Below are 25997 nucleotides of genomic sequence, written 5' to 3'. Positions count from 1 at the left end.
GTCAGAATCCGGGATCTTCTTCTGTTGCGGATCGCTCCATGCTCCGATTTGCCATCGCCGCCGTGTTCGGTGCGCTCAGCCTGACCGCCTGCGCCCAGCCGGCCCCGCCGGCCGCCAAGGCACCTGCCGCTGCGGCCAAGGCCGGCCCGGCCGCCAACGCGCCGGCCGACCAGGCGGTACGTGCCGCGCTGACCGCGCTTAATCCGGGTTTCCAGGTGGATTACATCGGTGCCGCGCCGTTCCCCGGCTTCCGCGAAGTGGTGGTCTCCGGACAGCTGCTGTACGTGTCCGATGACGGTCGCTACCTGTTCCAGTCGCAGCCCTACGACACCCGCGCCAAGGGCCCGGCCAACAGTGAAGGCCTGCTCGGTTACCGTCGTGGCCTGCTGGCCAAGGCCAACCACGGCGATCGCATCGTGTTCGCCGCGCCGAACGCCAAGTACACCATCAGCGTGTTCACCGACATCGAGTGTGGTTACTGCCGCAAGCTGCACCAGGACATCGCCGAGCTCAACCGCAACGGCATCACCGTCGAGTACCTGGCGTTCCCGCGCATGGGCCTGGGCAGCAAGGACTACACCGACATGATTTCGGTCTGGTGTGCAGCGGATCGTCGCCAGGCCCTGACCAACGCCAAGCGCGGTGGCAGCGTGCCGGCCAAGAACTGCACCAACCCGGTGGCGATGCAGTACGCGCTGGGCCAGCAGCTGGGCGTGAATGGCACGCCGGCGATCTTCGCGCCGGATGGTACCCAGCTGGGCGGTTACCTGCCGCCGGCACAGCTGCGTGCGGCGCTGGACAAACTGTCCGAGAAGCGCTGACGCGGACCTGTAGCGTCGAGCCATGCTCGACTGCGGTTCCGCATGTGGCAGCCGAGCATGGCTCGGCTCTACAGATTCGAGGCCGGGGATGCGTGTCGCATCCCCGGCTTTTTGCTTATTTCAGGCCATCACTGACCGCCTTGGTCAGCGTGCCCTGCGCATCGTCACCGCTGAACTCCCAGACGAACGCGCCACCCAGGCCCTGGGTCTTCACGTAACCCATCTTGCGGGTGATGTTGGCCGGGGTGTCGAAGCTCCACAGCGTGCTGCCGTTGTAGATCCAGGTGGCACCGGCGGTGTTGTCGGTGTAGCCCGGCCACGCCAGGTTCTTCAGTACCTTCCAGTCCTCGATGCCGGCTTCATACGTGCCCGGGGCGGCGCCGGTCGCGGTCTGGTACAGGCCGTTGTTGGCGTTGGCCACACCGGTCCAGCCACGCCCGTAGTAGCCGATGCCCAGGTTGAGCTTGGCGGCGGGCACGCCACGGCTGATGAAGGCCTCGATGGCGTCGTTGCTGTTGTAGAGCTTCTGGTCGCCGGTGGACGGATCATTCGGCGAATCGAACAGCGCCGACTGGTGATTGGTCTTCGCATCCCACGCGCCGTGGAAGTCGTAGGTCATCACGTTGATGTAGTCCAGGTACGGGTGGTACGCGGCCGGATCGGTGACGCGGATCTTGTCGATGCCGGCACCCACCGCCACCGTCAGCAACAGGCCCGGGCGCACCGCATCGAGCTGGCGGCGGAATTCGGCCATCAGCGCGGTGAAGTTGGCGTTGTCCTCCGGCTTGCCGCATTCGATGCCGCAGGCGACCGGGTATTCCCAGTCGATGTCGATGCCGTCGAACACACCCAGCGCGGCGCCCGCACCACCGGCACCGTCGGTCACCGGCAGGTTGCCCTTGATGTAGGCGTCGATGCACGAGGCGACGAAGGCCTGGCGGTTTTCCGGGCGCGCCGCGCTGGAGAAGCCGCGCGACCAGGTCCAGCCACCCAGCGAGATCAGCACCTTCATGCCCGGGTACTTGGCCTTGAGCTGCTTGAGCTGGTTCCAGTTGCCGCGCAGCGGCTGGTCCCAGGTATCGGCGCTGCCGCTGACACTCTCGGCGGCGCTGAAGGCCTTGGTGTAGTCGGCGAAGGCATCGCCACCGGCACCGCTGTTCGGATCCGACGGCTGGGTGATGCCCACTTCGCAGCGGTTGTTGCGCACGTTGCCGAACGCGTAGTTGATGTGGGTCAGGCGTGCGGCCGAGCCGCTGCTGTCGATGTTCTTGACCCGGTAGTTGCGGCCGTAGATGCCCCACTGGGTGAAGTAGCCGATGACCCGCTTGCCGGTGGTGCCGCCGTCACCGGCCAGCGTGGTGGCGCTGATCTCGGTGCTCTGTGCCGACGCATTGCCGGCGTTGTCGCGGGCACGTACGCGGTAGCGGTAGGTGGTCGACGCGGTCAGCCCGCCATCCACATAGCTGGCACTGGACGGCGAACCGACCAGGCTGCCGTTGCGGTACACGTCATAGCCGGCCATGCCGCTGCCACCGGTGTTGTCGGTGGACGGGCTCCAGCTGAGCGCGATGCTGTTGGCGGTGCGGGTGCCAACCACCAGCCCGCCCGGCACGCTCGGCGCGGTGGTATCGCCACCGGCGGCGTTGACGGTGATGGTGATGGTCGGGGTGCTGGTGGTGGCGTTGTTGTTGTCGGTCGCGACCGCACGCAGGGTGTGGCTGCCGGCGCTGGCATTGGCCCAGCTGGCCGCATAGGGCGCACTGGTGGCGACACCCAGCGAGCTGCCGTCGCGGAAGAACTCGACCTTGGCGACGCTGCCGTCCGGGTCACTGGCGTTGGCGGTCACGTTGACGGTGCTGCCGGCGCTGAAGGTGGCACCGTTGGCCGGCGAGGTCAGGCTGACCACCGGCGGCTGGTTGCTGCCGCTGCCATCGCAGGCACCGAGGTTGGTGTAGTAGGGCGCACCGGCCGGATGGTCCGGCGGCGCGTTCCAGATGTCCTGGTTCGCCCGATAGAGGACGCCTCCTTTCTGCAGGGTATCGCCGGCCCGGTAGATCTTGGCCTGGTCCCACTGGGCCACGCCGGCACAGCTGGCGGCCTGCGCCAGGCCGGGCAGGGCGGCGGTACCGGCGGCCAGGGCAAGCAGCCAGGCCAGGCGGCGGGGACGACAGCTTCGGGTCGCACGTTCGGCACTGCGCACAATCGGGTCGTACATGGGTAAGTCTCCGATCAAAGGGCGCGCGGGCCCCGATGGCGCCGCGCGTGACGCAGGTCCGGGCGTCGCCCGGGAAGGCGACGGAGGGGGCGGACGGGGTACCTGGGAGGCCGGGGAGAGAGTCCGGCGCCAGGTGGGGACAACGTTGTCATCAATCGCGTGGTCAATCCGTGAGCAAGCGCATGGTTCGGGGATTCGGGCGGAGGGCGGCCTGCGCGCGGTCGGCGGCCATCGGCGGAGCCCCTCGTGGCTGGGGCTTTCCGCGAACAGCGGATTTATGGGGGTTGGCCGGGCGGGTGGGGTCAGGCGGGGACGCCGTGAACCCGTCCCTGGGGGCTTGGCCGCGGCATCCATGCCGCGGACACCCCGCCTGCCCCCACCCACCCGGCCCCTGACAGGTTCCTGCGCGGCCAGCCACGAAAGACAGAACAAAAAATCAAAGGCAGAAGCCGGTCGCTGCGCTCTTCAATGCCTGATTTCCGATGTTCCTTGGTTGCCGGCCAGCGGCCGGCATTACCGGAGCATCCACGCATGGCGTGGATCTACTGCAGATCGCAGAGATCTGTCGAAGGCGGGGTGGGTCCGGTTGCGGGGGCGTGAGCGCCATGGATGGCGCGACCGAGCCTACAAGGACGTATTTACGGCGTCCCCCGCAACCGGACCCGTCCCGCCATTCCACGGGAACCCCGCTTTTGCTTTGGCAGTTGCTGTTGCCGTTGCCTTGGCTTCGGCGGGTGCCGGGCGCCGCCCGGCCAAAGCCCACCCCCCGCTTCCGGTACAATGTCGGGCCCGTTTCCCAACTACGGTTCCCCGGACATGATGGTCCTCGAGGGCGCGCCCGCCCTGTCGCCGTTCCGCCGCGAACGTCTTGAATCCCGCCTGCAGTCCATCGCTCCCTCCCTGCGCATCAGCGGCGCCTGGCACGTCTACTTCGTGCAGCCCGAAGGCAGCGCCGCCCCCGACCTGACCACCCTGTGCCGCATCCTCGAAGCTGCGCCGCAGGCCGAAGCCGTGGCCGAGGGCGCGGTCAGCCGCATCGTGGTGCCGCGCCTGGGCACGCTGTCGCCGTGGTCGAGCAAGGCCACCGAACTGGTCCGCGGTGCCGGCCAGCCGGTCATCCGGGTCGAGCGTGGCCTGCGTATCGACGTGCAGGGCTGGCCGGCCGATGCCGCCGCCCAGCAGGCGCTGGCCAAGGCGCTGCACGACCCGATGACGCAGTCGGTGCTGGAGACCGTGGAACAGGGCCAGGCGCTGTTCTCGGCGCCGGCCCGGGGTGAACTGGAGCGCGTGCCGGTGGACCAGTTGGAGGCCGCCAACCAGCGCCTCGGCCTGGCCATGGCCCAGGACGAGATCGACTACCTGCGCGAACGCTTCACCGCGCTCGGCCGCGCGCCGTCCGACGTCGAACTGATGATGTTCGCGCAAGCCAATTCCGAGCACTGCCGCCACAAGATCTTCAACGCCAGTTGGACCATCGACGGCCAGGAACAGGACCGCTCGCTGTTCCGGATGATCAAGAACACCCACCAGCAGACTCCGCAGCACACGCTCAGCGCGTACAGCGACAATGCCGCGGTGATCGAAGGGCATCCGGCCTCGCGCTACCGCCCCGATCCGGCCAGTGGCGAATACCGCCGCGAGCCGCAGGTGCCCAGCGCGTTCCAGATCAAGGTGGAAACGCACAACCATCCGACCGCGATCGCACCGTTCCCGGGCGCATCGACCGGCAACGGCGGTGAGATCCGCGACGAGGGCGCGACCGGCCGCGGCGGCAAGCCGAAGGCGGGCCTGTCCGGGTTCTCGGTCTCGCACCTGCGCATTCCCGAGCTGCCGCAGCCGTGGGAAGCGCCGCGCGCGCTGAACCCGCGCATGGCACCGGCACTGGAAATCATGACCGACGGCCCGCTCGGCGGTGCTGCGTTCAACAACGAGTTCGGCCGCCCGAACCTGCTCGGCTACTTCCGCAGTTTCGAGCTGCCGGAGGGCGCCGATCTGGTGCGTGCGTACGACAAGCCGATCATGCTGGCCGGTGGCCTCGGCGCGATCGATCGCGTGCAGGTCGACAAGATCCAGCTGCAGGCCGGTGACGCGGTGATCGTGCTGGGCGGTCCGGCAATGCTGATCGGCCTGGGCGGCGGTGCGGCCAGTTCGGTGGCTTCGGGCGAGAGCGCCGAGGACCTGGACTTCGCCAGCGTGCAGCGCGACAACCCGGAAATGGAGCGTCGCTGCCAGGAGGTCATCGACCGCTGCGTGGCGATGGGCGCCAACAACCCGATCAAGTTCTTCCACGACGTCGGCGCCGGTGGCCTGTCCAATGCCATCCCGGAACTGCTGCACGACTCCAAGGTCGGCGGTGTCATCGACCTGGGCAAGGTGCCCACCGACGATCCGTCGCTGTCGCCGATGCAGCTGTGGTGCAACGAGTCGCAGGAGCGCTACGTGCTGGGCGTGGCCCAGGAGCGCCTGGCCGAGTTCGCCGCGCTGTGTGCCCGCGAGCGCTGCCCGTTCGCTGCGGTTGGCGTGGCCACCGCCGAGGAACACCTGGTGGTGGCCTACGGTGCCGTGCCGGGCCACACCCCGGCCGATGCGCCGATCGACCTGCCGATGGACGTGCTGTTCGGCAAGCCGCCGAAGATGCACCGCGACACCGCGCACCCGCCGGCCCCGCGCTGGCCGGCGCTGAAGACCGGTAGCCTGGACCTGCAGGAAGCGGGGCTGCGCGTGCTCGCGCACCCGACCGTCGCCTCGAAGAACTTCCTGGTCACCATCGGTGACCGCAGCGTCGGCGGCCTGACCGCGCGCGAACAGATGGTCGGCCCGTGGCAGCTGCCGGTGGCCGACGTGGCGATCACCCTGGCCGACTTCGATGGCGTGGCCGGTGAAGCGATGTCGATCGGCGAGCGTACCCCGCTGGCCCTGCTCGACGCCGCTGCGTCGGCACGCATGGCGGTGGGCGAAGCGCTGACCAACCTGTGCGCGGCCCCGGTCGATGCGCTGGACGAGATCAAGCTGTCGGCGAACTGGATGGCCGCGGCCGGCCACCCGGGCGAAGACGCGCTGCTGTACGACGCGGTGAAGGCAGTGGGCATGGAACTGTGCCCGCAGCTGGACATCAGCATTCCGGTAGGCAAGGACTCGCTGTCGATGCAGGCGCAGTGGCACGACCAGGGCGAAGCGCACAAGAGCGTGTCGCCGGTGTCGCTGGTGATCTCGGCGTTCGCGCCGGTGGCCGACGTGCGCCAGCAGCTGACCCCGCTGCTCGACCGCGACGTGGACAGCGAGCTGTGGCTGATCGGCCTCGGTGCCGGCAAGCAGCGCCTGGGTGGTTCGATCCTGGCCCAGGTGCATGCCGACCACGGTGAGCTGCCGGCCTTCGCCGGTGCCGCTCCGGACCTGGACGACCCGCAGCGCCTGCGTGGCTTCTTCGAACTGATCCGCGATGCGCGCCAGTCCGGCCTGCTGCTGGCCTACCATGACCGCAGCGACGGTGGTGCCTTCGCCGCCCTGTGCGAAATGGCGTTCACCTCGCGCCTGGGCCTGGACATCACTCTCGATGCCTGGGGCGATGATCCGTTCCGCAGCCTGTTCAACGAAGAACTGGGTGCGGTGGTGCAGATCGCGCGCGAAGACCGCGCTGCGTTCGCCGACCTGGTCGAACGCCACGCACTGACCGAATGCGCACAGCGCATTGCCAAGCCGACCACCGCGCCGGTGGTGCGCGTGTCGCTGGGCGGCGAGAACCTGGCCGAATGGCGTTGGGACGCGCTGTTCGACGCCTGGTGGTCGGTCACCCACGCGATGCAGAAGCGCCGCGACAACCCGGCCAACGCCGATGCCGAGCGCGAGGTCGCCCGTGCCTTCACTGCGCCGGGCCTGAAGCCCAAGCTCAGCTTCGACCTCAACGAAGACGTGGCTGCACCCTTCATCAGCACCGGTGCGCGCCCGCGCGTGGCCGTGCTGCGCGAGCAGGGCGTCAACGGCCAGATCGAAATGGCCAACGCCTTCGAACGTGCCGGCTTCCGCGCCTTCGACGTGCACATGAGCGACCTGATCGAAGGTCGCGTGGCACTGCAGGACTTCACCGGGCTGGTCGCCTGCGGCGGCTTCAGCTACGGCGACGTGCTCGGTGCGGGCCGTGGCTGGGCCACCTCGATCCTGGAGCGCGGCGCACTGCGTGATGCCTTCGCCGCGTTCTTCGCGCGCGAAGACAGCTTCGCACTGGGCGTGTGCAACGGTTGCCAGATGATGAGCCAGCTGAAGAACATCATCCCGGGTGCCGAGCACTGGCCGCAGTTCCGTCGCAACGCCAGCGAGCAGTTCGAAGCCCGCACCGCACTGCTGGAAGTGGTGGAATCGCCGTCGATCCTGCTGCGTGGCATGGCCGGTTCGCGCCTGCAGGTGGCGGTGGCGCATGGTGAAGGCCAGGCCGTATTCGACAATGCCGTCGACCAGGCTGCCGCCCGCGTCTCGCTGCGCTACATCGATGGCCATGGCAACGTCGCCAGCCAGTACCCGCTGAACCCGAACGGTTCGCCGGACGGCATCACCGGCCTGACCAGCACCGACGGCCGCGTGACCATCATGATGCCGCACCCGGAACGCACCCCGCGCGCGCTCAACATGAGTTGGGCCCCGGCCGAGTGGCAGGGTGATTCGCCGTGGATGCGCATGTTCCGCAACGCGCGGGTGTGGTGCGGCTGATCGCGTCGTTCCGCGCAGGCCGCAATGCCATCGCGTATGGAGAAACCCGCCGCTGTGTCGGCGGGTTTTTCTTTGCGCGCGTGAAATTCCTGATCTGCCCGCTAGTTACATCCGTTTTCATGCGCCAACAGTTCGTCACGTATACCTAACAAAATGCTTTTATAAACACGTGAAATAGTGAACTGCTTCACGGCAATAGGATTTGTCGTGTCAAAGTCTTGACGATCTGCAAAGTTGCCGTTAACACTTGAACCCCGTTTCAGAATCATTCATTTCGCAGTAACCGGTTGGCGCACGCGCTCGGTTTTCTGTCGCTGCGCGCCGTTCGGCAATACCCCGCAGTAAATCACGCGAATAAACGCCCCCAGGGGACGTTGGGCCGGAAAGCCCAGCGGTGGCGTTGCTTTGCCCAAAACCAGTCCAATCAGGAGCCGTACCGATGAATCGGATTTATCGCAAGGTCTGGAACAAAGCATTGGGTCAGTTGGTGGTGGCCTCGGAACTGGCCTCCTCCGACAGCAGCAGTGGCGGGGTCGTCGACCAGCGCCGCAATGCGACACAGGCCACGCCCGCTCTGCTGGCGGTGGCACTGGGCCTGGTAGTGGGATTGGGCATGAGCGGCAGCGCGACGGCACAGTCGGTGCAGATCGGCGGCAGCGCCACCTGCGTTGCATTCAGCGGCAAGCTGCTGGAAAAGTGCCTGATCGAAGGCTCGGCCACGGCCAAGGGCAGCAACGCGGTGGCGATCGGCAGCAACAGCAGCGCCAGCGCCGCCAACAGCGTGGCGCTGGGCGCTGGCTCCAAGGCCACGCGGGCCAACACCGTGTCCGTCGGCGATGCCGGCAAGGAGCGGCAGATCACCAACGTGGCTGCTGGTACCCAGGGCACCGATGCGGTGAACAAGGCGCAGCTGGATGCGCAGGCGCGCGCCACGCAGGCCGCGCTGGCGGATGTCGCCGCGGATGGAAACCGCTATTTCAAGGCCGACGGCGCAGGCGATGACAGCGACGCGGCGAAGATCGAGGGGCAGGGCGCAGTCGCGGCCGGCGCCGGTGCACAGTCGCTGGCCAACGCCACCACCGCCATTGGCACGCAGGCCATTGCCGCCGGTCTCGGTGCCAGTGCCTTCGGCCAGGGCGCCTTGGCCATCGGCGACGCCAGCGTGGTGGTCGGGCAGAGCGCGGCGGCATTCGGTCTCGGCGACACCGCAGTCGGCGCAAGCGCTACCGCAGCCAGCGAGAACGGCGCGGCCACCGCACTTGGTGCGTTGTCCGAAGCGACCGCTGATGGCGCGACGGCTGTCGGCGGCGGTGCCGTGGCGATGGGCCCGGGCAGCACCGCGCTGGGCCGCGGCGCTACCGCCGCCAACGAAGCATCGATCGCGGTGGGTGCGTTCAGCACCGCCGTGGGTGAATACAGCACTGCGCTGGGCTCCAATTCGGCGGCGGTCGCCACCGGCAGCGTGGCGCTGGGCGCCGGCTCACTGGCTGACCGTGTCGATACCGTGTCGGTCGGTGCGGCCGCGTATGGCCTGACCCGACAGATCACCAGCGTCGCTGCGGGCACTGAAGATACCGACGCGGTCAATGTCGGCCAGTTGAAGGGCGTTGCCGCCGTTGCAGACGCCACTGCCAAGCGTTTCCAGGCCAATGGCAGCAGCAACAGCGATGCCGGCGCGCTGGCCGAAGGTGACGAGGCGCTGGCAGCGGGCGAGGCGGCCAATGCCATCGGCACGGGCGCCACCGCCGTGGGTGCGGGCGCCACTGCCGTTGCGCAGAACGCTACCGCCGTTGGCAACAACGCGCTGGCGTCGGGCCAGAACAGCGCCGCGTTCGGCAACAACGCACAGGCCAACGGCCCGGGCAGTGTCGCTGTGGGTGGTGCCGCTGTCGATGCCGATGGCAATCCGCTGATCACCAGTGGCGGCGTGCCGGTGGAAACCGGCGCCACCAGTGCCGGTGTCGGTGGGACGGCCGTGGGCGCGAGTGCCGAGGCCGGTGGTTTTGCCGCGTCGGCCTACGGCGTTGGTGCATATGCCGCCGGTGCGCAGTCATCCGCGTTCGGTGCCGTTGCCAATGCCATCGGTGATTACTCCACCGCGCTGGGTACGCAGAGCAACGCCACCGGCACCAGCAGCGTGGCCATCGGTGGCCCGGCCGACCTGATTCCGGGCCTGGGCTTCTTCGTGCAGACCCAGGCCAGCGGCGAAGCGGCCACCGCGGTCGGCGCCGGCGCCATCGCCAGCGGTGATCGCGCGGTGGCCAACGGTAGCCTGACCGAAGCCTCCGGTGCGGAATCCACTGCCGTCGGCTACTTCGCCTATGCCCCGGGTGAGAATGCTAGCGCACTCGGCGCACAGACCTGGGCCAGCGGCGCGCAGAGTACCGCCGTCGGGTACTACGCCACCGCACGTGGCGCCAACAGCGTTGCACTGGGCGCGAATTCCGAAGCCGTCCGCGCCAACAGCGTGGCGGTCGGCAGCGCCGGCAACGAACGGCAGATCACCAGTGTTGCCGCTGGCAGCGAAGCCACCGATGCAGTGAACAAGGCGCAGCTGGACGCCGTGGCCAGCACCGCCGACAGCACCGCGCGCTTCTTCCAGGCACAACCGGAAGCGGGCAGTGATGCCGGTGCGTTCGCCGAGGGCGAAGGCGCGGTGGCGGCCGGTTCGTCAAGCAATGCGATCGGCGCCGGCGCAGTTGCGCATGGCGCAGCGGCTTCGGCCGTCGGTGACGATGCCGTGGCGGTGGGGCGCAACAGCAGCGCCACCGGCAATGGCGGTGTCGCCATCGGTGGCCTCGGCCAGGCCTACGACGAGTTCAACCAGCCGATCATCGGTGCCGACGGCACGGCGCAGCAGGTGGGCACTACCGCTGTTGCCGATGCCACGGCAGTGGGCAGTGGTGCACAGGCCACCGGTGCTGCGAGCAGCGCGTTCGGCAATGCCGCCAAGGCGAGCGGGGACAACAGCTTCGCGGCCGGCGGCAAATCGCGTGCGACCGGCGGCTACGCGGTCGCGGTCGGTGACAGCGCCTTCGCCAGCAGTGACGACAGCACCGCTGTCGGTGGCTACAGCTGGGCCACGGCCAGTGGTGCCAGTGCCTTCGGTTCCGGTGCATGGGCGACGGCCACCAACGCTTCGGCGTTCGGCAACGCGGCGTGGGCCAGCGGCAGTGGCGCCACCTCCATCGGCTACAACAGCTGGGCCAATGGTGCCAGCTCCACGGCGGTCGGCCGCGGTGCCTTCGGCTATGGCGACAACAGCGTGGCGCTGGGGTTCCAGGCGCTGGGCAACAGCCTCAACAGCATCGCCATCGGCACCAACACGGTGGCCGGTGGTGAGAGCGCGATCGCACTCGGCGCCGGCAGCAACGCCAGCGCCAGCAACGCCGTTGCACTGGGCGCCGGCTCGGTTGCCAACCGCGCTCGCAGCGTTTCGGTCGGCAGCGCCGGCAACGAGCGCCAGTTGACCAACGTGGCGGCCGGTACCCAGGCCACCGATGCGGTGAACAAGGCGCAGCTGGATGCCGTGGCAGGCGCAGCAGCCACCACCAGCCGCTTCTTCCAGGCCAGCGGCAATGGCGGTGATGTGGCCGGTGCACTGGTGGACGGTGACAACGCGCTGGCCGCCGGTGATGCGGCCAACGCCATCGGCAACGGTGCCACCGCACTCGGCAGCGGCGCCAACGCCTTGGCCAACAATGCGCAGGCGCTGGGCTTCAACGCCTTGGCGACCGCAGCCAACGCCAGCGCCATTGGTGCCAACGCACAGGCCACTGGCGAGTATGCCACCGCGCAAGGTGCGGAAAGCGAGGCCAGCGGCGAGCAGAGCGCGGCGTTCGGTGCAGCCAGCATCGCCAGTGGCGCCGGCAGTACCGCCAGCGGCGTGCTGTCCGAAGCCTCCGGCGAGGAGGCCGTGGCGGTGGGTTACTTCAGCAACGCCAGCGGCAGCGGCTCCACCGCGGTCGGCAGCGAAAGCGTCGCCAGCGGCGCCGCGTCGGCAGCCTTCGGCATCGGCGCCGAAGCGACCGGTGGCTACAGCACCGCCATCGGTGGCTATTCCCAGGCATCGGCGTTCAACGCCACCGCCTTCGGCAACTTCGCCAATGCCTCCGGTTCCAACAGCGTGGCGCTGGGCGGCGACTCCGAGGCGTCCGGCGCCTACAGCACCGCCACCGGCCAGGGCAGCCTGGCCACCGGCACCAACAGCGTTGCCGTCGGCGGTTCGTTGTTCGGCGTGCTGGCCACCGAGGCCTCGGGCAACTACTCCACCGCCGTCGGTGGCGGCGCCTGGTCCGGTGGCATCAACAGCACCGCGCTGGGCAACGCCGCTGAATCGCGCGGTGCCAACAGCGTGGCGCTGGGTGCCGATTCGATCGCGGACCGTGACAACACCGTGTCGGTGGGTGGCGGCGGCAACACCCGCCAGATCACCAACGTGGCCGATGGCACGCAGGGCAATGATGCGGTCAACAAGAACCAGCTCGACGCCGTAGCCGCCGCAGCGGAAAAGACCAGCCGGCAGTTCCAGGCCAGTGGCAACGCCGATGGTGAAACCGGCGCACTGGTCGAGGGCGACAACGCGCTGGCGGCCGGTGATGCGGCCAACGCGATCGGCAACGGTGCCACCGCACTCGGCAGCGGCGCCAATGCACTGGCGGCCAACGCCACGGCGGTCGGCATCGATGCGCTGGCCACCGGCAACAACGCCGCAGCACTGGGCAGTACCGCACAGGCCACCGGTGAAGACAGCCTTGCGCTCGGCACCGGCGCCAGCGCCAGCGAGGTCGGCGCCAGCGCGGTGGGTGCGCGTGCACAGGCCAGCGGCGCCTACAGCACGGCCACGGGTACAGAAGCCAATGCCAGCGGCGGGCAGGCGCTCGCCAGCGGTTTCCGCAGCGCGGCTTCGGCTGATGGCACCACCGCAGTGGGTGGCTACGCCGAAGCCAGCGGCCGCCTCGGCACCGCATTGGGCTACGGCTCGGCAGCCAGCGGTGCCAACACCACTGCAGTCGGCTTCGGTGCCGCTGCGGCCGGTACCGGTGCCGTTGCCGTGGGTCAGTCCAGCGAGGCCAGTGGCGAGGAGAGCGTGGCCATCGGCGGCAGCACCTTCTTCGGCTTGATCCCGTCGCGTGCCAGTGGCACCGGTGCGGCGGCCTTCGGCGCCGGTGCATGGGCCACCGAAGACTACGCGACCGCGATTGGCTGGAACTCGTGGGCAGCCGGCAGCAGCGCCACCGCGCTGGGTGCCAACGCCACCGCCAATGGCAGCAACAGCGTTGCACTCGGCGCCGGCTCCAAGGCTGACCGTGACAACACCGTGGCCGTCGGCAAGGCCGGCGGTGAGCGCCAGGTGACGCACGTCGCGGCTGGTACCGAAGCCACCGATGCGGTGAACAGGGGCCAATTGGATGCGGTCGCCAGCGTCGCCGACAAGACCAGCCGGCAGTTCCAGGCCAGCGGTAATGCCGATGGCGAGGCCGGTGCCCTGGTCGATGGTGACAATGCGCTGGCCGCCGGCAACGCGGCCAACGCCATCGGCAACGGCGCCACCGCGCTGGGCAGCGGGGCCAACGCCATGGCCACCAACGCCACCGCCGTCGGCGTCGATGCCCTGGCCACCGGCAACAACGCGGCGGCACTGGGCACCAACGCACAGGCCAGTGGTGTCGACAGTGTGGCGGTAGGCAGTGGTGCCAGCGCCAGCGAACTCGGCGCCAGCGCCAGCGGCGCCGGTGCCCAGGCCAAGGGCGCCTACAGCACCGCCAGCGGTGCGCAGGCCACGGCCAGCGGCACGCAGTCGCAGGCCAGTGGTTTCCGCGCCAATGCCTCGGCCGATGGCGCCTCGGCGCTGGGCAGCTATGCCGAAGCCAGCGGCCGCCTCGGTACCGCGGTCGGCTACGGCAGCAAGGCCACCGGTTTGAATGCCACCGCGGTGGGTGTCAGTGCCAACGCTTCGGCTGCCGGCAGTGTCGCACTGGGTGGAGGCTCGGTGGCCGATCGTGCCAATACCGTGTCCGTCGGCAGTGCCGTCAACAACCGGCAGGTCACCAATGTCGCCAACGGTACCGAAATCAATGACGCAGTGAATCGCGGGCAGCTGGACGCCGTTGCGTTCACCGCCAACACCACCAACCGATATTTCCGCGCCAATGGCACGGGAACCGCGAACGCCATCGGTACCGATTCGGTAGCGATGGGCTCGGTGGCCAACGCGGCTGGCGCACGCAGCATCGCGCTGGGTGCCAATGCCACGGTGTCTGCCTCCGGCGCACTGGCCGTTGGCGCCGGCGCGGGTGCGGTCGGCGTCAATTCGGTTGCAATCGGTGCTGGAGCGCGTGCGCTGGATGCCAATGTTGTGTCGGTAGGCAGTGGCAACCCCACCGATGGCCCAGCCACGCGTCGCATCGTCAATGTGGCCGACGGTCGCATCGCCGCCGGCAGCACCGATGCGATCACCGGTTCGCAGCTCAACGTCACCAACCAGCGGGTGGGGGCGGTGGAAACCCGTGTGGGCGATTTTGATTCCCGTATCGCCACCGTTGAAACCACCGCGGCCAGCGCAGTCGGTTATGACGACGCCAGCCGTGATCGCCTGACCCTGTCCGGCTTCCAGGGCACCACCATCGACAACGTCGGTGCCGGCAGCATCGCCGCCGGCAGTCGCCAGGCGATCAATGGCGGCCAGCTGTTCCAGTCGCTCAGTGATGCCGCCAGCTTCCTCGGCGGTGGCGCCAGTGTCGGCATGCAGGGTGTGTTCGTGGCGCCGAACTACGTGATCCAGGGCGCGACGTACAGCAACGTCGGCGATGCACTTGGTGCGCTGGACCGCAAGGTCAGCGAGATCGACCGCCGCAGTGCTGGTGGAACGCGTGCCGGCACCTCCAGCCTGCGGGCAATGAGTGCGTCGCTGGATGACACCTCGGCCAGCCTTGCCGACGCAACCGCGGCGGCCGATGCCGCACCGGCCGCCGCACCTGCGGGCACCGCACGCGTGCAGGGCACGCCGACGGTGGCTGCGGCGGGGGCGGGCATTCCGGTCGGCACCCCGGCCACCGGCTTCAACGCCGTAGCCATGGGCGATGGCGCAGTGGCCAGCGGTGCTTCGTCCACGGCCATCGGCCAGGGCGCCAATGCCACTGCAGCGAATGCCGTGGCGCTGGGCCAGGGCTCGGTTGCCGATCGTGCCAACACGGTCTCGGTGGGCAGCGAAGGCAACGAACGCCAGGTCACCAACGTCGCCGCTGGCACCACCGCCACCGACGCCGTCAACAAGGGCCAGCTGGACCGTGGCATGGCGACGGCGAACAGCTACACCGACAGCCGCGTCAAAGCCGTCGCCGACAGCTTCGATGTGTTCAAGGGCGAGATCGATGGACGCCTGCGCCACATGGACCGCCGCATCGACCGCCAGGGCGCGATGAGCGCAGCGATGCTCAACATGGCCACCAGTGCCGCCGGTATCCGCACCCAGAACCGTGTCGGTGTCGGCATCGGTTTCCAGGGCGGCGAATCGGCGCTGTCGCTGGGTTACCAGCGTGCGATCAGCGATCGCGCCACGGTCACCTTCGGCGGCGCCTTCAGCAGCGACGACAGTTCGGTCGGCGTCGGTGCTGGCTTCGGCTGGTAAGCCACTCCATTGCGCCGGCGGCCACCCACGCCGGCGCCGTACCTGCAGTGAGGGCCTGGGGGGAGGTCACGGCAATCCCGGCTGGGCCGGCCGGGAGTCGTCAAGGAATGATGGCCGCAGTGTTGGTTCGATCCATGACCCAGAAGAGGAATTCGACGTGATCAAGAAGCAGAACCTTCGCATCAATGTGCTTGCCGCCGCCGTGCTGTCGATGACCGCGGTCGGTGCCGTCCACGCCGCCGGGTTGCCGACCCGTGAACCGGTGCGCCAGGCCAGCACCGCCGAGCCGGGCACCCAGCGCATCATCGTCAAGTACCGGGCCGGTGCTGCTGCCGCCACCGACCGCTCGGCGAAGCTGTCCACCGTGCAGTCCGCACTGAGCCGTGCCAGCCTCTCCGGCGGTACGTCCCGCGCCAGCACGCTCGGCCCGCAGGTGGTCCGCAAGCTGTCTACCGGTGCGGATCTCATCCGTGTGCAGGGCCGCCTGGCGCCTGCCGAACTACAGCGTGTGCTGAAGGAACTGAAGGCCGATCCGTCGGTGCAGTACGCCGAAGCGGACGTGAAGCTGCGCCGCACCGAGCTGCGTGCCGGTGACGTGCAGCCGGCGCTGGTGCCCAACGACCCGCTGTACCAGCAGTACCAGTGGCACTACTACAACGCCACTGGCGGCATCAACGCGCCGTCGGCGTGGGATGTCTCCAAGGGCGAGGGCATCGTGGTGGCGGTGATCGACACCGGCATCCTGCCGCAGCATCCCGACCTGGTCGGCAACCTGCTGGAAGGCTACGACTTCATCAGCGATGCGGAGACCTCGCGGCGCCCGACCAACGATCGCGTGCCGGGCGCACAGGACTACGGTGACTGGGTCGAGAACGACAACGAGTGCTATGACGGCTCGCTGGCCGAGGAAAGCTCCTGGCACGGTACCCACGTGGCCGGCACTGTCGCCGAGCAGACCAACAACGGTGTCGGCATGGCCGGTGTCGCGCACAAGGCCAAGGTGTTGCCGGTCCGTGTGCTCGGCAAGTGCGGTGGCTACCTCTCCGACATCGCCGACGCCGTGACCTGGGCCTCCGGCGGCACCGTATCGGGCATCCCGGCCAACACCAATCCGGCCGAGATCATCAACATGAGCCTGGGTGGCGGTGGCGCCTGCGCCAGCACCTACCAGGATGCGATCAGCGGCGCGATCTCGCGCGGTACCACGGTGGTGGTGGCCGCCGGCAATGAAACCGACAACGCGTCCAAGTACCAGCCGGCCAGCTGCGACGGCGTGGTGACCGTCGGAGCCACCCGCATCACCGGCGGCATCACCTACTACTCCAACTACGGCACCCGCGTGGACCTGTCCGGTCCGGGCGGTGGCGGCAGCGTCGACGGCAACCCGGGCGGCTACATCTGGCAGGCCGGCTCCAACGCCGCCACCACGCCGGAGTCGGGTACGCCCAGCTACATGGGCCTGGGCGGCACCTCGATGGCGTCGCCGCATGTCGCGGCCGTCGCTGCGCTGGTGCAGAGCGCGCTGATCGCCAAGGGCAAGGATCCGCTGACCCCGGCCGCGATGCGTACCCTGCTGAAGGAAACCGCGCGTCCGTTCCCGGTCGCGATCCCGGCCGCCACCCCGATCGGCACCGGTATCGTCGATGCCAAGGCCGCGCTGGCCAAGGCACTGGAAGAGCCCTGCACCGAGAACTGCGGGCCGGTGGCCACGCCGCTGACCAACAAGGCCGCGATCGGTGGCCTGAACGGCGCCGCCGGCAGCAGCAAGCTGTACAGCTTCGAAGCCGTCGCCGGCAAGCAGCTCAGCGTGATCACCTACGGTGGCACCGGCAACGTCTCGGTATACCTGGCCAAGGGCCGCGAGCCGAGTGCCACTGACAGCGACGCCCGCTCGACGCGTCCGGGCACCTCGGAAACGGTGCGGGTGACGGCACCGACCGCCGGCACCTACTACATCAAGGTGGTGGGCGAAGCCGCCTACAACGGTGTGAGCATTCTCGCCACGCAGTAAGTACCTTGTGTCGTAGTTGAATGGCCGAAGCCCGTCATCCTGTGTGACGGGCTTCGTCTTTTTACGAAAGGTGGCCGCAGGGCGGCGGAAATCACGGCTTAACTGCTAAAGTCGGGCCGATTGACAGGAGAGTCACGTGAACGCGCTCGCTGCAACCGTTACCGACGACGCCGAAGGCCGCATCCTGGATGCGCTGCTGGCGCGCGGCCGGCTCAAGGAAGGAGACCTGGCACGCGCGCGGCCGTTGCACGCCGAGGCCGGTGGCAGCCTGCTGGGCCTGCTGGTGCGCCTGGGCCTGGTGTCTGAACGCGACCAGGCACAGGCCAGCGCCGAGGTGCTGGGCCTGCCGCTGCTGGAAGGCAAGCAGGTGCCGGAGGCGCCGCCGCAGGCGCTGGCCGAGGGACTGCCGCTGTCGCTGCGCTTCCTGAAGCAGTTCCATGTGTGCCCGCTGGAGTTGGATGAACACGGGGTGCGGCTGTGGCTGGCCGATGCCCATGACGCCTATCCACAGCAGGCCGTGCAGTTGGCCCTTGGGGTTCCGGTGACACCGGTGCTGGGCATGCGCGCGGAGATCGATGACCTGGTCGAGCGCTGGTTCGGCCAGGGCCGCAGCGCGATGGGCGCGATCGTGGAAACCGCGGATGGCGAGGGTGGTGCGGTCGACGATATCGAGCACCTGCGCGACCTTGCTTCGGAAGCGCCGGTGATCCGCCTGGTCAACCTGGTGATCCAGCGTGCGGTGGAGCTGCGCGCTTCGGATATCCACGTCGAACCGTTCGAGAGCCGGTTGAAGGTCCGTTACCGCGTCGATGGCGTGCTGGTGGAGGGTGAAAGCCCGCCGGCCAACCTCACCGCCGCGGTGATCAGCCGCATCAAGATCATGGCCCGGCTCAACATTGCCGAGCGCCGCCTGCCGCAGGACGGCCGCATCATGCTGCGCGTGCAGGGCAAGGAGCTGGACCTGCGCGTAAGCACCGTGCCGACCGCGCATGGCGAAAGCGTAGTGATGCGATTGCTCGACCGCGAAACGGTGGTGTTCGATTTCCACCGGCTCGGCTTCACCGACGCCTTCCTGCCGCAGTTCCGCAAGGTGCTGGAACAGCCGCACGGCATCCTGCTGGTGACCGGCCCGACCGGCTCGGGCAAGACCACCACGCTGTACACCGCGCTGAGCCAGCTCAACACCGCCGACGTCAAGATCATCACGGTCGAAGACCCGGTCGAGTACCAGATCGAGGGCATCAACCAGATCCAGGCCAAGCCGCAGATCGGCCTGGACTTCGCCAACGCGCTGCGCAGCATCGTCCGCCAGGATCCGGACATCATCATGATCGGCGAAATGCGCGACCTGGAAACCGCGCGCATCGCCATCCAGTCGGCGCTGACCGGCCACCTGGTGCTCTCCACCCTGCACACCAACAATGCCGCCGGTGGCATCACCCGCCTGCTCGACATGGGCGTGGAAGACTACCTGCTCACTTCCACCATCAACGGCATCCTGGCGCAGCGCCTGGTACGCCGGCTGGAACCGACCCACGCCGAGCGCTACGAAGCCTCGCCGGAAGAGATCGAGCGGTTCGAGCTGCGCCGCCTGCAGCCGGAAGGGCCGATCCACCTGTACCGCCCGAAGCCGTCGGCACTGGCGCCGACCGGCTATCTGGGGCGTACCACCATCATGGAATTCCTGGTGATGAACGATGCGCTGCGCCGCGCGGTGATGCGTCGCGATGGCATGGGCGAGATCGAGCGCATCGCCCGCGAGGCGGGCATGCGCACCATGTACGAGGATGGCCTGTCCAAGGCGTTGAGCGGGCAGACCACCATCGAGGAAGTACTGCGCGTGACCGAGGAAAGCTGATGCGCGCAGGACGCCGGGGCTGACATGCCGAACTATCGCTACAAGGCGCTCAATCCGCATGGCGAGGTCTTCGATGGGCAGATGGAAGCGGCCAGCGAGGCCGAGCTGATCGCGCGCCTGCAGGACCAGGGCCACCTGCCGATGGAGACGCAGCTGGCCGATGCCGGCGCGATCGGTGGCAGCAGCTGGCGCAACCTGCTGCAGCAGCGCCCGCTGCAGGGTGCCGCGTTGCTGCAGTTCACCCAGCAGCTGGCGACCCTGCTTGGTGCCGGCCAGCCGCTGGATCGCGCGCTGTCGATCCTGCTGGGCCTGCCCGAGGACGAACGATCACGCCGCGCGATCACCGACATCCGCGACGTAGTGCGCGGAGGTGCACCGCTGTCCACCGCGCTGGAACGTCAGCATGGGCTGTTCTCGCGCCTGTACGTGAACATGGTGCGTGCCGGCGAGGCCGGTGGCAGCCTGCATGAAACCCTGCAGCGCCTGGCCGACTACCTCGAGCGTAGCCGCGCGCTGCAGGGCAAGGTCATCAACGCACTGGTCTACCCGGCGATCCTGCTGGTGGTGGTCGGTGGTGCGCTGTTGTTCCTGCTCGGCTATGTGGTGCCGCAGTTCGCGCAGATGTACGAGAGCCTGGACGTGGCGCTGCCGTGGTTCACCAACGCCGTGCTGCAGCTGGGCCTGTTCGTGCGCGACTGGTGGGTGCTGCTGCTGGTGGTGCCGGCGCTGGTGGCGTTGTTCTTCGAGCGCAAGGCACGGCAACCCGCGTTCCGGCTGGCGCTGGATGGCTGGCTGCTGCAGCGGCGTGGTATCGGCCGCCTCGTCGGCGAGCTGGAAACCGCGCGGCTGGCGCGTACGTTGGGCACGCTGCTGCGCAATGGCGTACCGCTGCTGGGTGCGCTGGGCATCGCCCGCAACGTGCTGGGCAACCGCGCGCTGGCCGCCGACGTGGAAACAGCTGCCGATGAAGTGAAGAACGGTGCCGGCCTGTCGCTGGCACTGTCGCGCGGCAAGCGGTTCCCGCGCCTGACCCTGCAGATGATCCAGGTCGGCGAGGAATCCGGCGCGCTCGATACCATGCTGCTGAAAGCCGCCGATACGTTCGAACAGGACAGCGCCCGGCGCATCGACCGCATGCTGGCGGCGATGGTGCCGGCGATCACCCTGGTGCTGGCCTCGGTGGTCGGCGCGGTGATCGTGGCCGTGCTGGTGCCGCTGTACGACCTGACCAACGCCATCGGTTGACGATGGCACTCCCTGCAACCCCGACACTCCGCAACTGAAAGGACCGTCCATGATTGCCCGTCGCCGACCGATCCGCCTTTCCTTCACCGCCGCGCGCAACCAGTCGGGCATGAGCCTGCTGGAAATCATCATTGTCATCGTGCTGATCGGCGCGGTACTGACCCTGGTCGCCAGCCGCGTGCTGGGCGGCGCCGACCGTGGCAAGGCCAACATCGCCAAGGCGCAGGTGCAGACCGTCGCGTCCAAGATCGACAACTACCAGATCGACACCGGCAAGCTGCCGGGCACGCTCAACGACCTGGTGACGGCACCGGCCGGTGTCGGCGGTTGGCTCGGCCCGTACGCCAAGCCGGCCGACCTGAATGACCCGTGGGGCCACGCGCTGGAGTACCGCGCGCCGGGCGAAGGCCAGCCGTATGAGCTGGTCAGCCTGGGCAAGGATGGCAAGGCCGGCGGCAGCAGCGTCGACGCTGACATCCGCTACCAGCCGTAACCACGCATGACGTATTTCCTGCCGCGCCGGTTGCCACGCCCGCGCCTGCACGGCAGGCGCGCGGCCGGACTGTCGCTGCTGGAAATGCTGCTGGTGATCGCCCTGATCGCGGCGATCGGGCTGATCACCGCCGCCGGCCTGTCGCGTGGTTTCGCCGGCATGCAGCTGCGCAGCGCCGGCAAGGACATCGCCAACCAGCTGCGCATGGTGCGCGCGCAGGCAATTGCCCGCGGCGAACCGCAGCGCTTCGTGATCGAACCGGCACGGCGTCGCTGGGAGGGGGCCAACAATCGCCACGGTGAGGTGCCGGCACAGCTGCAGGTGCAGTTCGAAGGTGCCGCCCAGCTGGCCACCGCGCCGGGGCAGGGGGTGATCGAATTCCATCCCGATGGCGGCTCCAGCGGTGGCCGCATCCGGTTGCAGCGCGACGGTGCCGAATGGCGCGTCGACGTTGGCTGGCTGACCGGCGAGGTCCGCTCCGGCCCCTGGCGGGCGCAATGAAGCGGCGCGCGCGTGGCTTCACCCTGCTGGAAGTGATCATCGCCTTCGCCCTGCTGGGCCTGGCGTTGACCCTGCTGCTGGGCAGCCTGTCCGGCGGCGCGAAGCAGGTACGTGATGCCGAGCTGCGCACGCGCGCGGTGCTGCATGCACAGTCGTTGCTGGCCGGGGCCGGTGTCGACGCGCCGCTGCAGGTGGGTAGCCAGCAGGGTGACTGGGAACAGGGGCGCTATCACTGGGAACTGCAGGTTCAGCCGTGGGTGGAGCCACGCGCCGGCAACGTCGTGCAGGCAACGTCACCCGGCACCCCATGGCTGGCGGAGCTGCAGTTGCAGGTACGCTGGGGCGACGGCGAGCGCGAGCAGCTGCGCTGGCGCAGCCTGCGCCTGTTGCCGCCCGACCTGGAGAATGCACGGTGAGGCGCCGCGCCGCAGGTTTCACCCTGGTCGAAGTGATGCTGGCCACCGTGCTGCTGGCCGGCGGCCTGGCACTGGCCTTTGCCAGCGTGCGCTCGGCGATGGCGGTCAGCCAGCGCGGCGAGCAGATCGCCGCCGAAAGCGAACGCATGCGCGCGGTTGAGTCGCTGCTGCGCAGGCAGCTGGCGGGCGCGCTGCGCATCCCGCTGGAGGTCCCGGACCCCACCCGCGAACCGGTCTTCTTCCAGGGCGAGGAGCAACGCATGTTGTTCGCTGCCGACCTGCCCGGTTACCTCGGCCGTGGCGGCCCCTACCTGCACGCGCTGCAGGTGGACGGACGCGATGGCCGGCAGCGCCTGCTGCTGGACCTGGTACTGCTGCAGGAAGGCGAGCGCATCGCCGAGAATCCGCCGCGCCCGCCGGAGGTGCTGGTGGAGAACCTGAAGTCGGTGCAGCTGCGCTATCGCGGCATCGATGCCAGCACCGGGCAGGTGACCGACTGGCTGCCGCGCTGGGATGACACCCGCCGCCTGCCGATGCTGGTGGAAATCCAGATCGTGCCGTCCCGGGGCGCGCCGTGGCCGCCGCTGGTGGTGGCGCCGCGTGCCGGTGGCAGTGGAGGCGCGCGATGAGCCGTCAGCGCGGGGCGGCATTGGTGCTGGTGCTGTGGCTGATCGCGTTGATGACGGCGCTGGTCGGTGCGTTCGCGCTGAGCGCACGGGTCGAGCACCTGCAGCAGCGCGTGCTGGATGACGATGCACGCGGGCAGGAACGTGCGCGCGCCGGCCTCGAATATGCCCTGCTGCGTCTGTCAGCCGATCCGCAACGGGCGCCCTGGCGTGCCGATGGCCGCACCTACCGCTGGCAGTTCGACGACGCCAGCATCGAGATCAAGGTGCTGGACGAGAACGGCAAGATCAACCTGAACCTGGCCGATGCGGCGCTGCTGACCGCCTTCCTCAAGGCGCTGGGCGAAGACGATGCACAGGCCCGGCAGTTGGCCGGGGCCATCATCGACTGGCGCGACGAGGACAGCCTGCTGCAGCCGGGCGGTGGCGCCGAAGCGCAGGACTACGCCGCAGCCGGATTGCCCTACGGCCCGCGCAACAAGCGGTTCGAGACCCTGGGCGAGCTGCAGCGGGTATTGGGCATGCGCGGCCCGCTGTACCGGGCGATGCTGCCGCACCTGACCCTGTACAGCCGCCAGGCACGGCCGGATCCGCAGTTCGCCAGCGCGCCGGTGCTGACCGCGCTGGGCCTGGATGCGGACATGGTGATGGCGCAGCGCGCACAGCAGGAGCGTGATGCAGATTCCGCTGGTGGCACGACAACGCTTGCCAGCAGCAGCGGCACCTATAGTATCGAGTCCGGTGCCATCGACAGCAGTGGACGCAGGTCGGTGTTGCAGGCAGTGGTACGCAGTGGCTCGGGCGGGGTTCCCGGGCGGACCTACACAGTGCTTCGCTGGGAGCAGGGAATGACAGCAAGATGACGGCGTGGCAGGACAGTCTGCGGCAGGTGCAGGGCCGGATCGGCCCGGGCGCTGGCCGTTTCCTGCGCTGGTGGCGGCAGTCGCTGCTGGCCTGGGTGCCGGTGCGCTGGCAATGGGCATTGGGCTGGGGCCAGGCACGCCTGCTGCTGCAGCACGAGGGCGACCAGCTGCAGGTCTGGCGTGAAGCCGGCGAACGCCGCGAAGCGGTGGCGCGCTTGCCGTGGCCGCTGTCACCGGCGGACCTGGACCGCGTGCTGGAGCCTCGCCTGCGCACTCTGCCGCGGGTGTGGCTGCTGCCGGCGGCGGATGTCCTGCGGCGTAGCCTGCGCCTGCCCGCTGCAGCGGCCGACCGCCTGCGTGCCGTGGTTGGTTTCGAGATCGACAGGCAGACCCCGTTCGAATCGTCCCAGGTCAGTTATGACGTGCGTGAACTCGGCGCGGGCGGCGAAGGCCAGCTGCAGGTCGAACTGGTGGCGTGGCCATTGCGGCAACTGGAAGCATGGCGCACCGGTGTGGGCCCATGGGCCGATGCGCTGGCGGGCGTCGATGCCGTCGATGCGCAGGGCAACGTGCTGCAGGTGAACCTGCTGCCGCCCGCGCAGCGCCAACTGCGGCCAGACCCGATGCGGCGCTGGAACCTGCTGCTGGCCGTGGCGGCCGTCGTGATGCTGGTACTGGCCGCGGTGCAGCTGCTCGACAACCGCCAGGCCGCAGCCGATGAGCTGCGTGCACAGGTCGAGCGCAGCGCGCGCAGTGCGCGTGGTGTGGCCAGCGAACGCGCGCAGCTGCAGGCGCTGATCGATGGCGCCGCGTTCCTGGAGAAGCAGCGCAGCCAGCGCGCCGGTACCGTCGAGATCTGGAACGAACTGACCCGGCGCCTGCCGGAAGGTACCTACCTGGAAAAGCTGGCGATCGAGAACAACAACCTGCAGCTGATCGGCCTGAGCCGCGAGGCATCGCAGCTGGTGCAGCTGCTGCAGGACGCACCGCAGTGGCGCAAGGTCAACCTGACCGGGGTGCTGCAGGCCGATGGCGCCGCCAGTGGCCGCGACCGCTTCACCATGACCGCCGAACTGCAGCCGTTGCCGGCCGCCGCACCGACCCCGGAGGCGGCCGATGCCGATGCCAAGCGCACGCCGTGACCGCTGGCTGGCGCTGGCACTGCTGCTGGCAGTGCTGGGCCTGGCCTATCTGCTGCTGGTGCACCCCTGGTTCACCCAGCCGCTGCGTGCGATCGATGCCGATGTCGCCGCCCTGCGCGAACGCGAGTCGCGCGTGCAGGCACAGCTGCAGCAGCAGCCGCAGATCGAACAGCGCCTTCGCGCTACCCGCGAGGCACTGCAGCAGCGGCCGGGCTTCCTGCGCGAAGCCACTGCCGAAGCTGCCGCCGCTGCATTGGGCGCGCGGCTGCAGGATGCTGTGGCGATGGCCAGCCCAGGCAACCGCAGCTGCACCATCAGCAACCGCACGCCGCTGACCGACAACCGGCGCGACGCCGAGTTCGTGCGCGTCGCCATGCAGGTGCGCCTGCGCTGTGGCGTGGCCGAACTGGCCACCGTGCTGCACAGCCTGGAAACCGGCAGCCCACGCCTGTTCGTCGACAACCTCAACCTGATCGCGCAGCGCTTCCAGCAATCGCCGAACGAATCGGGGCTGGGCCTGGACGTGTCCTTCGAGCTGGCCGGCTACCTGCTGCCAGGCGCCGCCGCCGATGGCACGGTACCGGCACCATCGGCGGCACCGGCACCGGCACCGCCCGCGTCGCCGGCCGAGGCCCCACCTGTGCCCCATCCGGCGCCCCCGTCCGAAGGACAGGAGGTGGCCGATGAAGCTTGAGCAGATCAGCCTGCGTACCGGCTTCCTGCTGGCGCTGGCCGGTTGGGCGGCCGCCGTCTGGCTGGCGACCGGCTTCGGGCTGGGCAGCCATCTGCCGGGTGCCGGCGGTGATGCCGACGCCGCGCCATCGCTGCCAACGCTGCCGCCGCTGGCGGCCGAGCGCATGGCCAGCGCCGACAGCTACAGCGCCATCGGTGAGCGCCCGCTGTTCGCCGAAGACCGCAGGCCGCGGCCCTATCTGCTGGGTGGCAGCGAACCGGCGGCCAGCGCCGCGTTGCGCCTGACCGGTGTGCTGCTGACCGGCGATTTCGGCATGGCCACGTTCACCACCGAACAGAACCGCTCGCTGCGCCTGCGCCTCAACGGCGAAGCCGTGGATGGCTGGCAGCTGGTGGCGTTGCAGCCGCGCCAGGCCACGGTGATCGGCCCCGGTGGCAACCAGGTCCTCGAACTGGCGGTGTTCAACGGCCAGGGCGGTGAACCGCCGACCGTGCTGCGCGGTGCAAATGGTGCACCGCCTGCAGGCGCGATCGTTGTGCCGCCCCCGGCGGGCGCCCCGCCGGCGCCGCCCCCGGCCGCGGCAACCCCATCGCCGTCGCCCGCTGGCAATGCACCAGCGCCTGCGGCGGCCGCTGCAAAAACACCACCGGCCAACAACAACGGTCCCAGCGAAGCGCAGATGCAGGCCATCCGCGAACGCATCCAGGCCCGTCGCCGCCAGCTGCAGCAACAGCAGCAACAACCGTCGCCGCCCCCGGGCGATGGCACCAACCGATAGAGT

General features: G+C 69.0%; 15 protein-coding genes. 14 read left to right on the top strand and 1 reads right to left on the bottom strand.

The window, feature by feature from the left end:
* Positions 1-38 precede the first annotated feature (38 nt).
* Positions 39-821 carry a thioredoxin fold domain-containing protein gene (locus BKE09_RS08220; protein WP_049443101.1) on the top strand — a complete coding sequence of 261 codons (783 nt, stop codon included), beginning with the start codon at positions 39-41 and terminating at the stop codon, positions 819-821.
* Between the two features lie 115 nt (positions 822-936).
* Here the strand turns inward: BKE09_RS08220 and BKE09_RS08215 are convergent, their stop codons facing one another.
* Positions 937-3036: a glycosyl hydrolase family 18 protein gene (locus tag BKE09_RS08215; protein WP_075675409.1), complete on the bottom strand. Its 2100-nt coding sequence runs from the start codon at positions 3034-3036 to the stop codon at positions 937-939.
* A gap of 816 nt (positions 3037-3852) precedes the next feature.
* Here BKE09_RS08215 and purL point away from each other — a divergent pair.
* The 13 genes from purL (at position 3853) to BKE09_RS08150 (ending at position 25994) form a co-directional block, all read left to right on the top strand.
* Positions 3853-7737, top strand: a complete 3885-nt coding sequence (gene purL / locus BKE09_RS08210; RefSeq protein ID WP_139319631.1) for a phosphoribosylformylglycinamidine synthase — start codon at positions 3853-3855, stop codon at positions 7735-7737.
* Between the two features lie 439 nt (positions 7738-8176).
* Positions 8177-15367: an ESPR-type extended signal peptide-containing protein gene (locus BKE09_RS08205; RefSeq protein WP_075675407.1), complete on the top strand. Its 7191-nt coding sequence runs from the start codon at positions 8177-8179 to the stop codon at positions 15365-15367.
* 157 nt (positions 15368-15524) lie between these two features.
* Entirely contained in the window at positions 15525-17378 is a 1854-nt protein-coding gene (locus BKE09_RS08200) for a S8 family serine peptidase (RefSeq protein WP_014035930.1), read from the top strand.
* A gap of 136 nt (positions 17379-17514) precedes the next feature.
* Complete coding sequence (gspE, locus tag BKE09_RS08195) at positions 17515-19236, top strand: type II secretion system ATPase GspE (RefSeq protein WP_014035931.1); 1722 nt, start codon at positions 17515-17517, stop codon at positions 19234-19236.
* A 24-nt stretch (positions 19237-19260) separates the two neighbouring features.
* Positions 19261-20481, top strand: a complete 1221-nt coding sequence (locus BKE09_RS08190) for a type II secretion system F family protein (protein WP_075675406.1) — start codon at positions 19261-19263, stop codon at positions 20479-20481.
* 49 nt (positions 20482-20530) lie between these two features.
* Positions 20531-20974: a type II secretion system major pseudopilin GspG gene (gene gspG / locus BKE09_RS08185; RefSeq protein ID WP_014035933.1), complete on the top strand. Its 444-nt coding sequence runs from the start codon at positions 20531-20533 to the stop codon at positions 20972-20974.
* A gap of 6 nt (positions 20975-20980) precedes the next feature.
* On the top strand, positions 20981-21475 hold the full coding sequence (locus tag BKE09_RS08180) for a GspH/FimT family pseudopilin (protein WP_014035934.1): 495 nt from the start codon (positions 20981-20983) through the stop codon (positions 21473-21475).
* Positions 21472-21891, top strand: coding sequence for a prepilin-type N-terminal cleavage/methylation domain-containing protein (locus BKE09_RS08175; protein WP_075675405.1), 420 nt, complete (start codon positions 21472-21474; stop codon positions 21889-21891). Before BKE09_RS08180 ends, BKE09_RS08175 begins: the two co-directional genes overlap by 4 nt.
* On the top strand, positions 21888-22520 hold the full coding sequence (locus BKE09_RS08170; protein ID WP_075675404.1) for a type II secretion system protein J: 633 nt from the start codon (positions 21888-21890) through the stop codon (positions 22518-22520). Before BKE09_RS08175 ends, BKE09_RS08170 begins: the two co-directional genes overlap by 4 nt.
* Positions 22517-23380: a general secretion pathway protein GspK gene (locus BKE09_RS08165; RefSeq protein ID WP_014035936.1), complete on the top strand. Its 864-nt coding sequence runs from the start codon at positions 22517-22519 to the stop codon at positions 23378-23380. The genes BKE09_RS08170 and BKE09_RS08165 overlap by 4 nt, the downstream gene beginning before the upstream one ends.
* Positions 23377-24522: a PilN domain-containing protein gene (locus BKE09_RS08160; protein ID WP_075675403.1), complete on the top strand. Its 1146-nt coding sequence runs from the start codon at positions 23377-23379 to the stop codon at positions 24520-24522. The genes BKE09_RS08165 and BKE09_RS08160 overlap by 4 nt, the downstream gene beginning before the upstream one ends.
* On the top strand, positions 24503-25216 hold the full coding sequence (gene gspM, locus BKE09_RS08155) for a type II secretion system protein GspM (RefSeq protein ID WP_240502934.1): 714 nt from the start codon (positions 24503-24505) through the stop codon (positions 25214-25216). Before BKE09_RS08160 ends, gspM begins: the two co-directional genes overlap by 20 nt.
* Positions 25206-25994, top strand: coding sequence for a general secretion pathway protein GspN (locus BKE09_RS08150; RefSeq protein ID WP_075675401.1), 789 nt, complete (start codon positions 25206-25208; stop codon positions 25992-25994). Before gspM ends, BKE09_RS08150 begins: the two co-directional genes overlap by 11 nt.
* Positions 25995-25997: the final 3 nt, after the last annotated feature.

It is taken from the genome of Stenotrophomonas sp. TD3 (assembly GCF_001939825.1).
Taxonomy (GTDB): domain Bacteria; phylum Pseudomonadota; class Gammaproteobacteria; order Xanthomonadales; family Xanthomonadaceae; genus Stenotrophomonas.
Note: the sequence above shows the minus strand (reverse complement) of the source record. Positions and strands in the feature narration are given on the sequence as shown.

Excerpts from the sequence above, each read along its gene's own strand:
- purL (WP_139319631.1), top strand. The coding sequence starts at position 3,853 with ATGATGGTCCTCGAGGGCGCGCCCGCCCTGTCGCCGTTCCGCCGCGAA.
- BKE09_RS08175 (WP_075675405.1), top strand. The coding sequence starts at position 21,472 with ATGAAGCGGCGCGCGCGTGGCTTCACCCTGCTGGAAGTGATCATCGCC.
- BKE09_RS08215 (WP_075675409.1), bottom strand. The coding sequence starts at position 3,036 with ATGTACGACCCGATTGTGCGCAGTGCCGAACGTGCGACCCGAAGCTGT.
- BKE09_RS08165 (WP_014035936.1), top strand. The coding sequence starts at position 22,517 with ATGAGCCGTCAGCGCGGGGCGGCATTGGTGCTGGTGCTGTGGCTGATC.
- BKE09_RS08180 (WP_014035934.1), top strand. The coding sequence starts at position 20,981 with ATGACGTATTTCCTGCCGCGCCGGTTGCCACGCCCGCGCCTGCACGGC.
- BKE09_RS08160 (WP_075675403.1), top strand. The coding sequence starts at position 23,377 with ATGACGGCGTGGCAGGACAGTCTGCGGCAGGTGCAGGGCCGGATCGGC.
- BKE09_RS08190 (WP_075675406.1), top strand. The coding sequence starts at position 19,261 with ATGCCGAACTATCGCTACAAGGCGCTCAATCCGCATGGCGAGGTCTTC.
- BKE09_RS08220 (WP_049443101.1), top strand. The coding sequence starts at position 39 with ATGCTCCGATTTGCCATCGCCGCCGTGTTCGGTGCGCTCAGCCTGACC.
- BKE09_RS08150 (WP_075675401.1), top strand. The coding sequence starts at position 25,206 with ATGAAGCTTGAGCAGATCAGCCTGCGTACCGGCTTCCTGCTGGCGCTG.
- gspG (WP_014035933.1), top strand. The coding sequence starts at position 20,531 with ATGATTGCCCGTCGCCGACCGATCCGCCTTTCCTTCACCGCCGCGCGC.
- gspM (WP_240502934.1), top strand. The coding sequence starts at position 24,503 with ATGCCAAGCGCACGCCGTGACCGCTGGCTGGCGCTGGCACTGCTGCTG.
- BKE09_RS08205 (WP_075675407.1), top strand. The coding sequence starts at position 8,177 with ATGAATCGGATTTATCGCAAGGTCTGGAACAAAGCATTGGGTCAGTTG.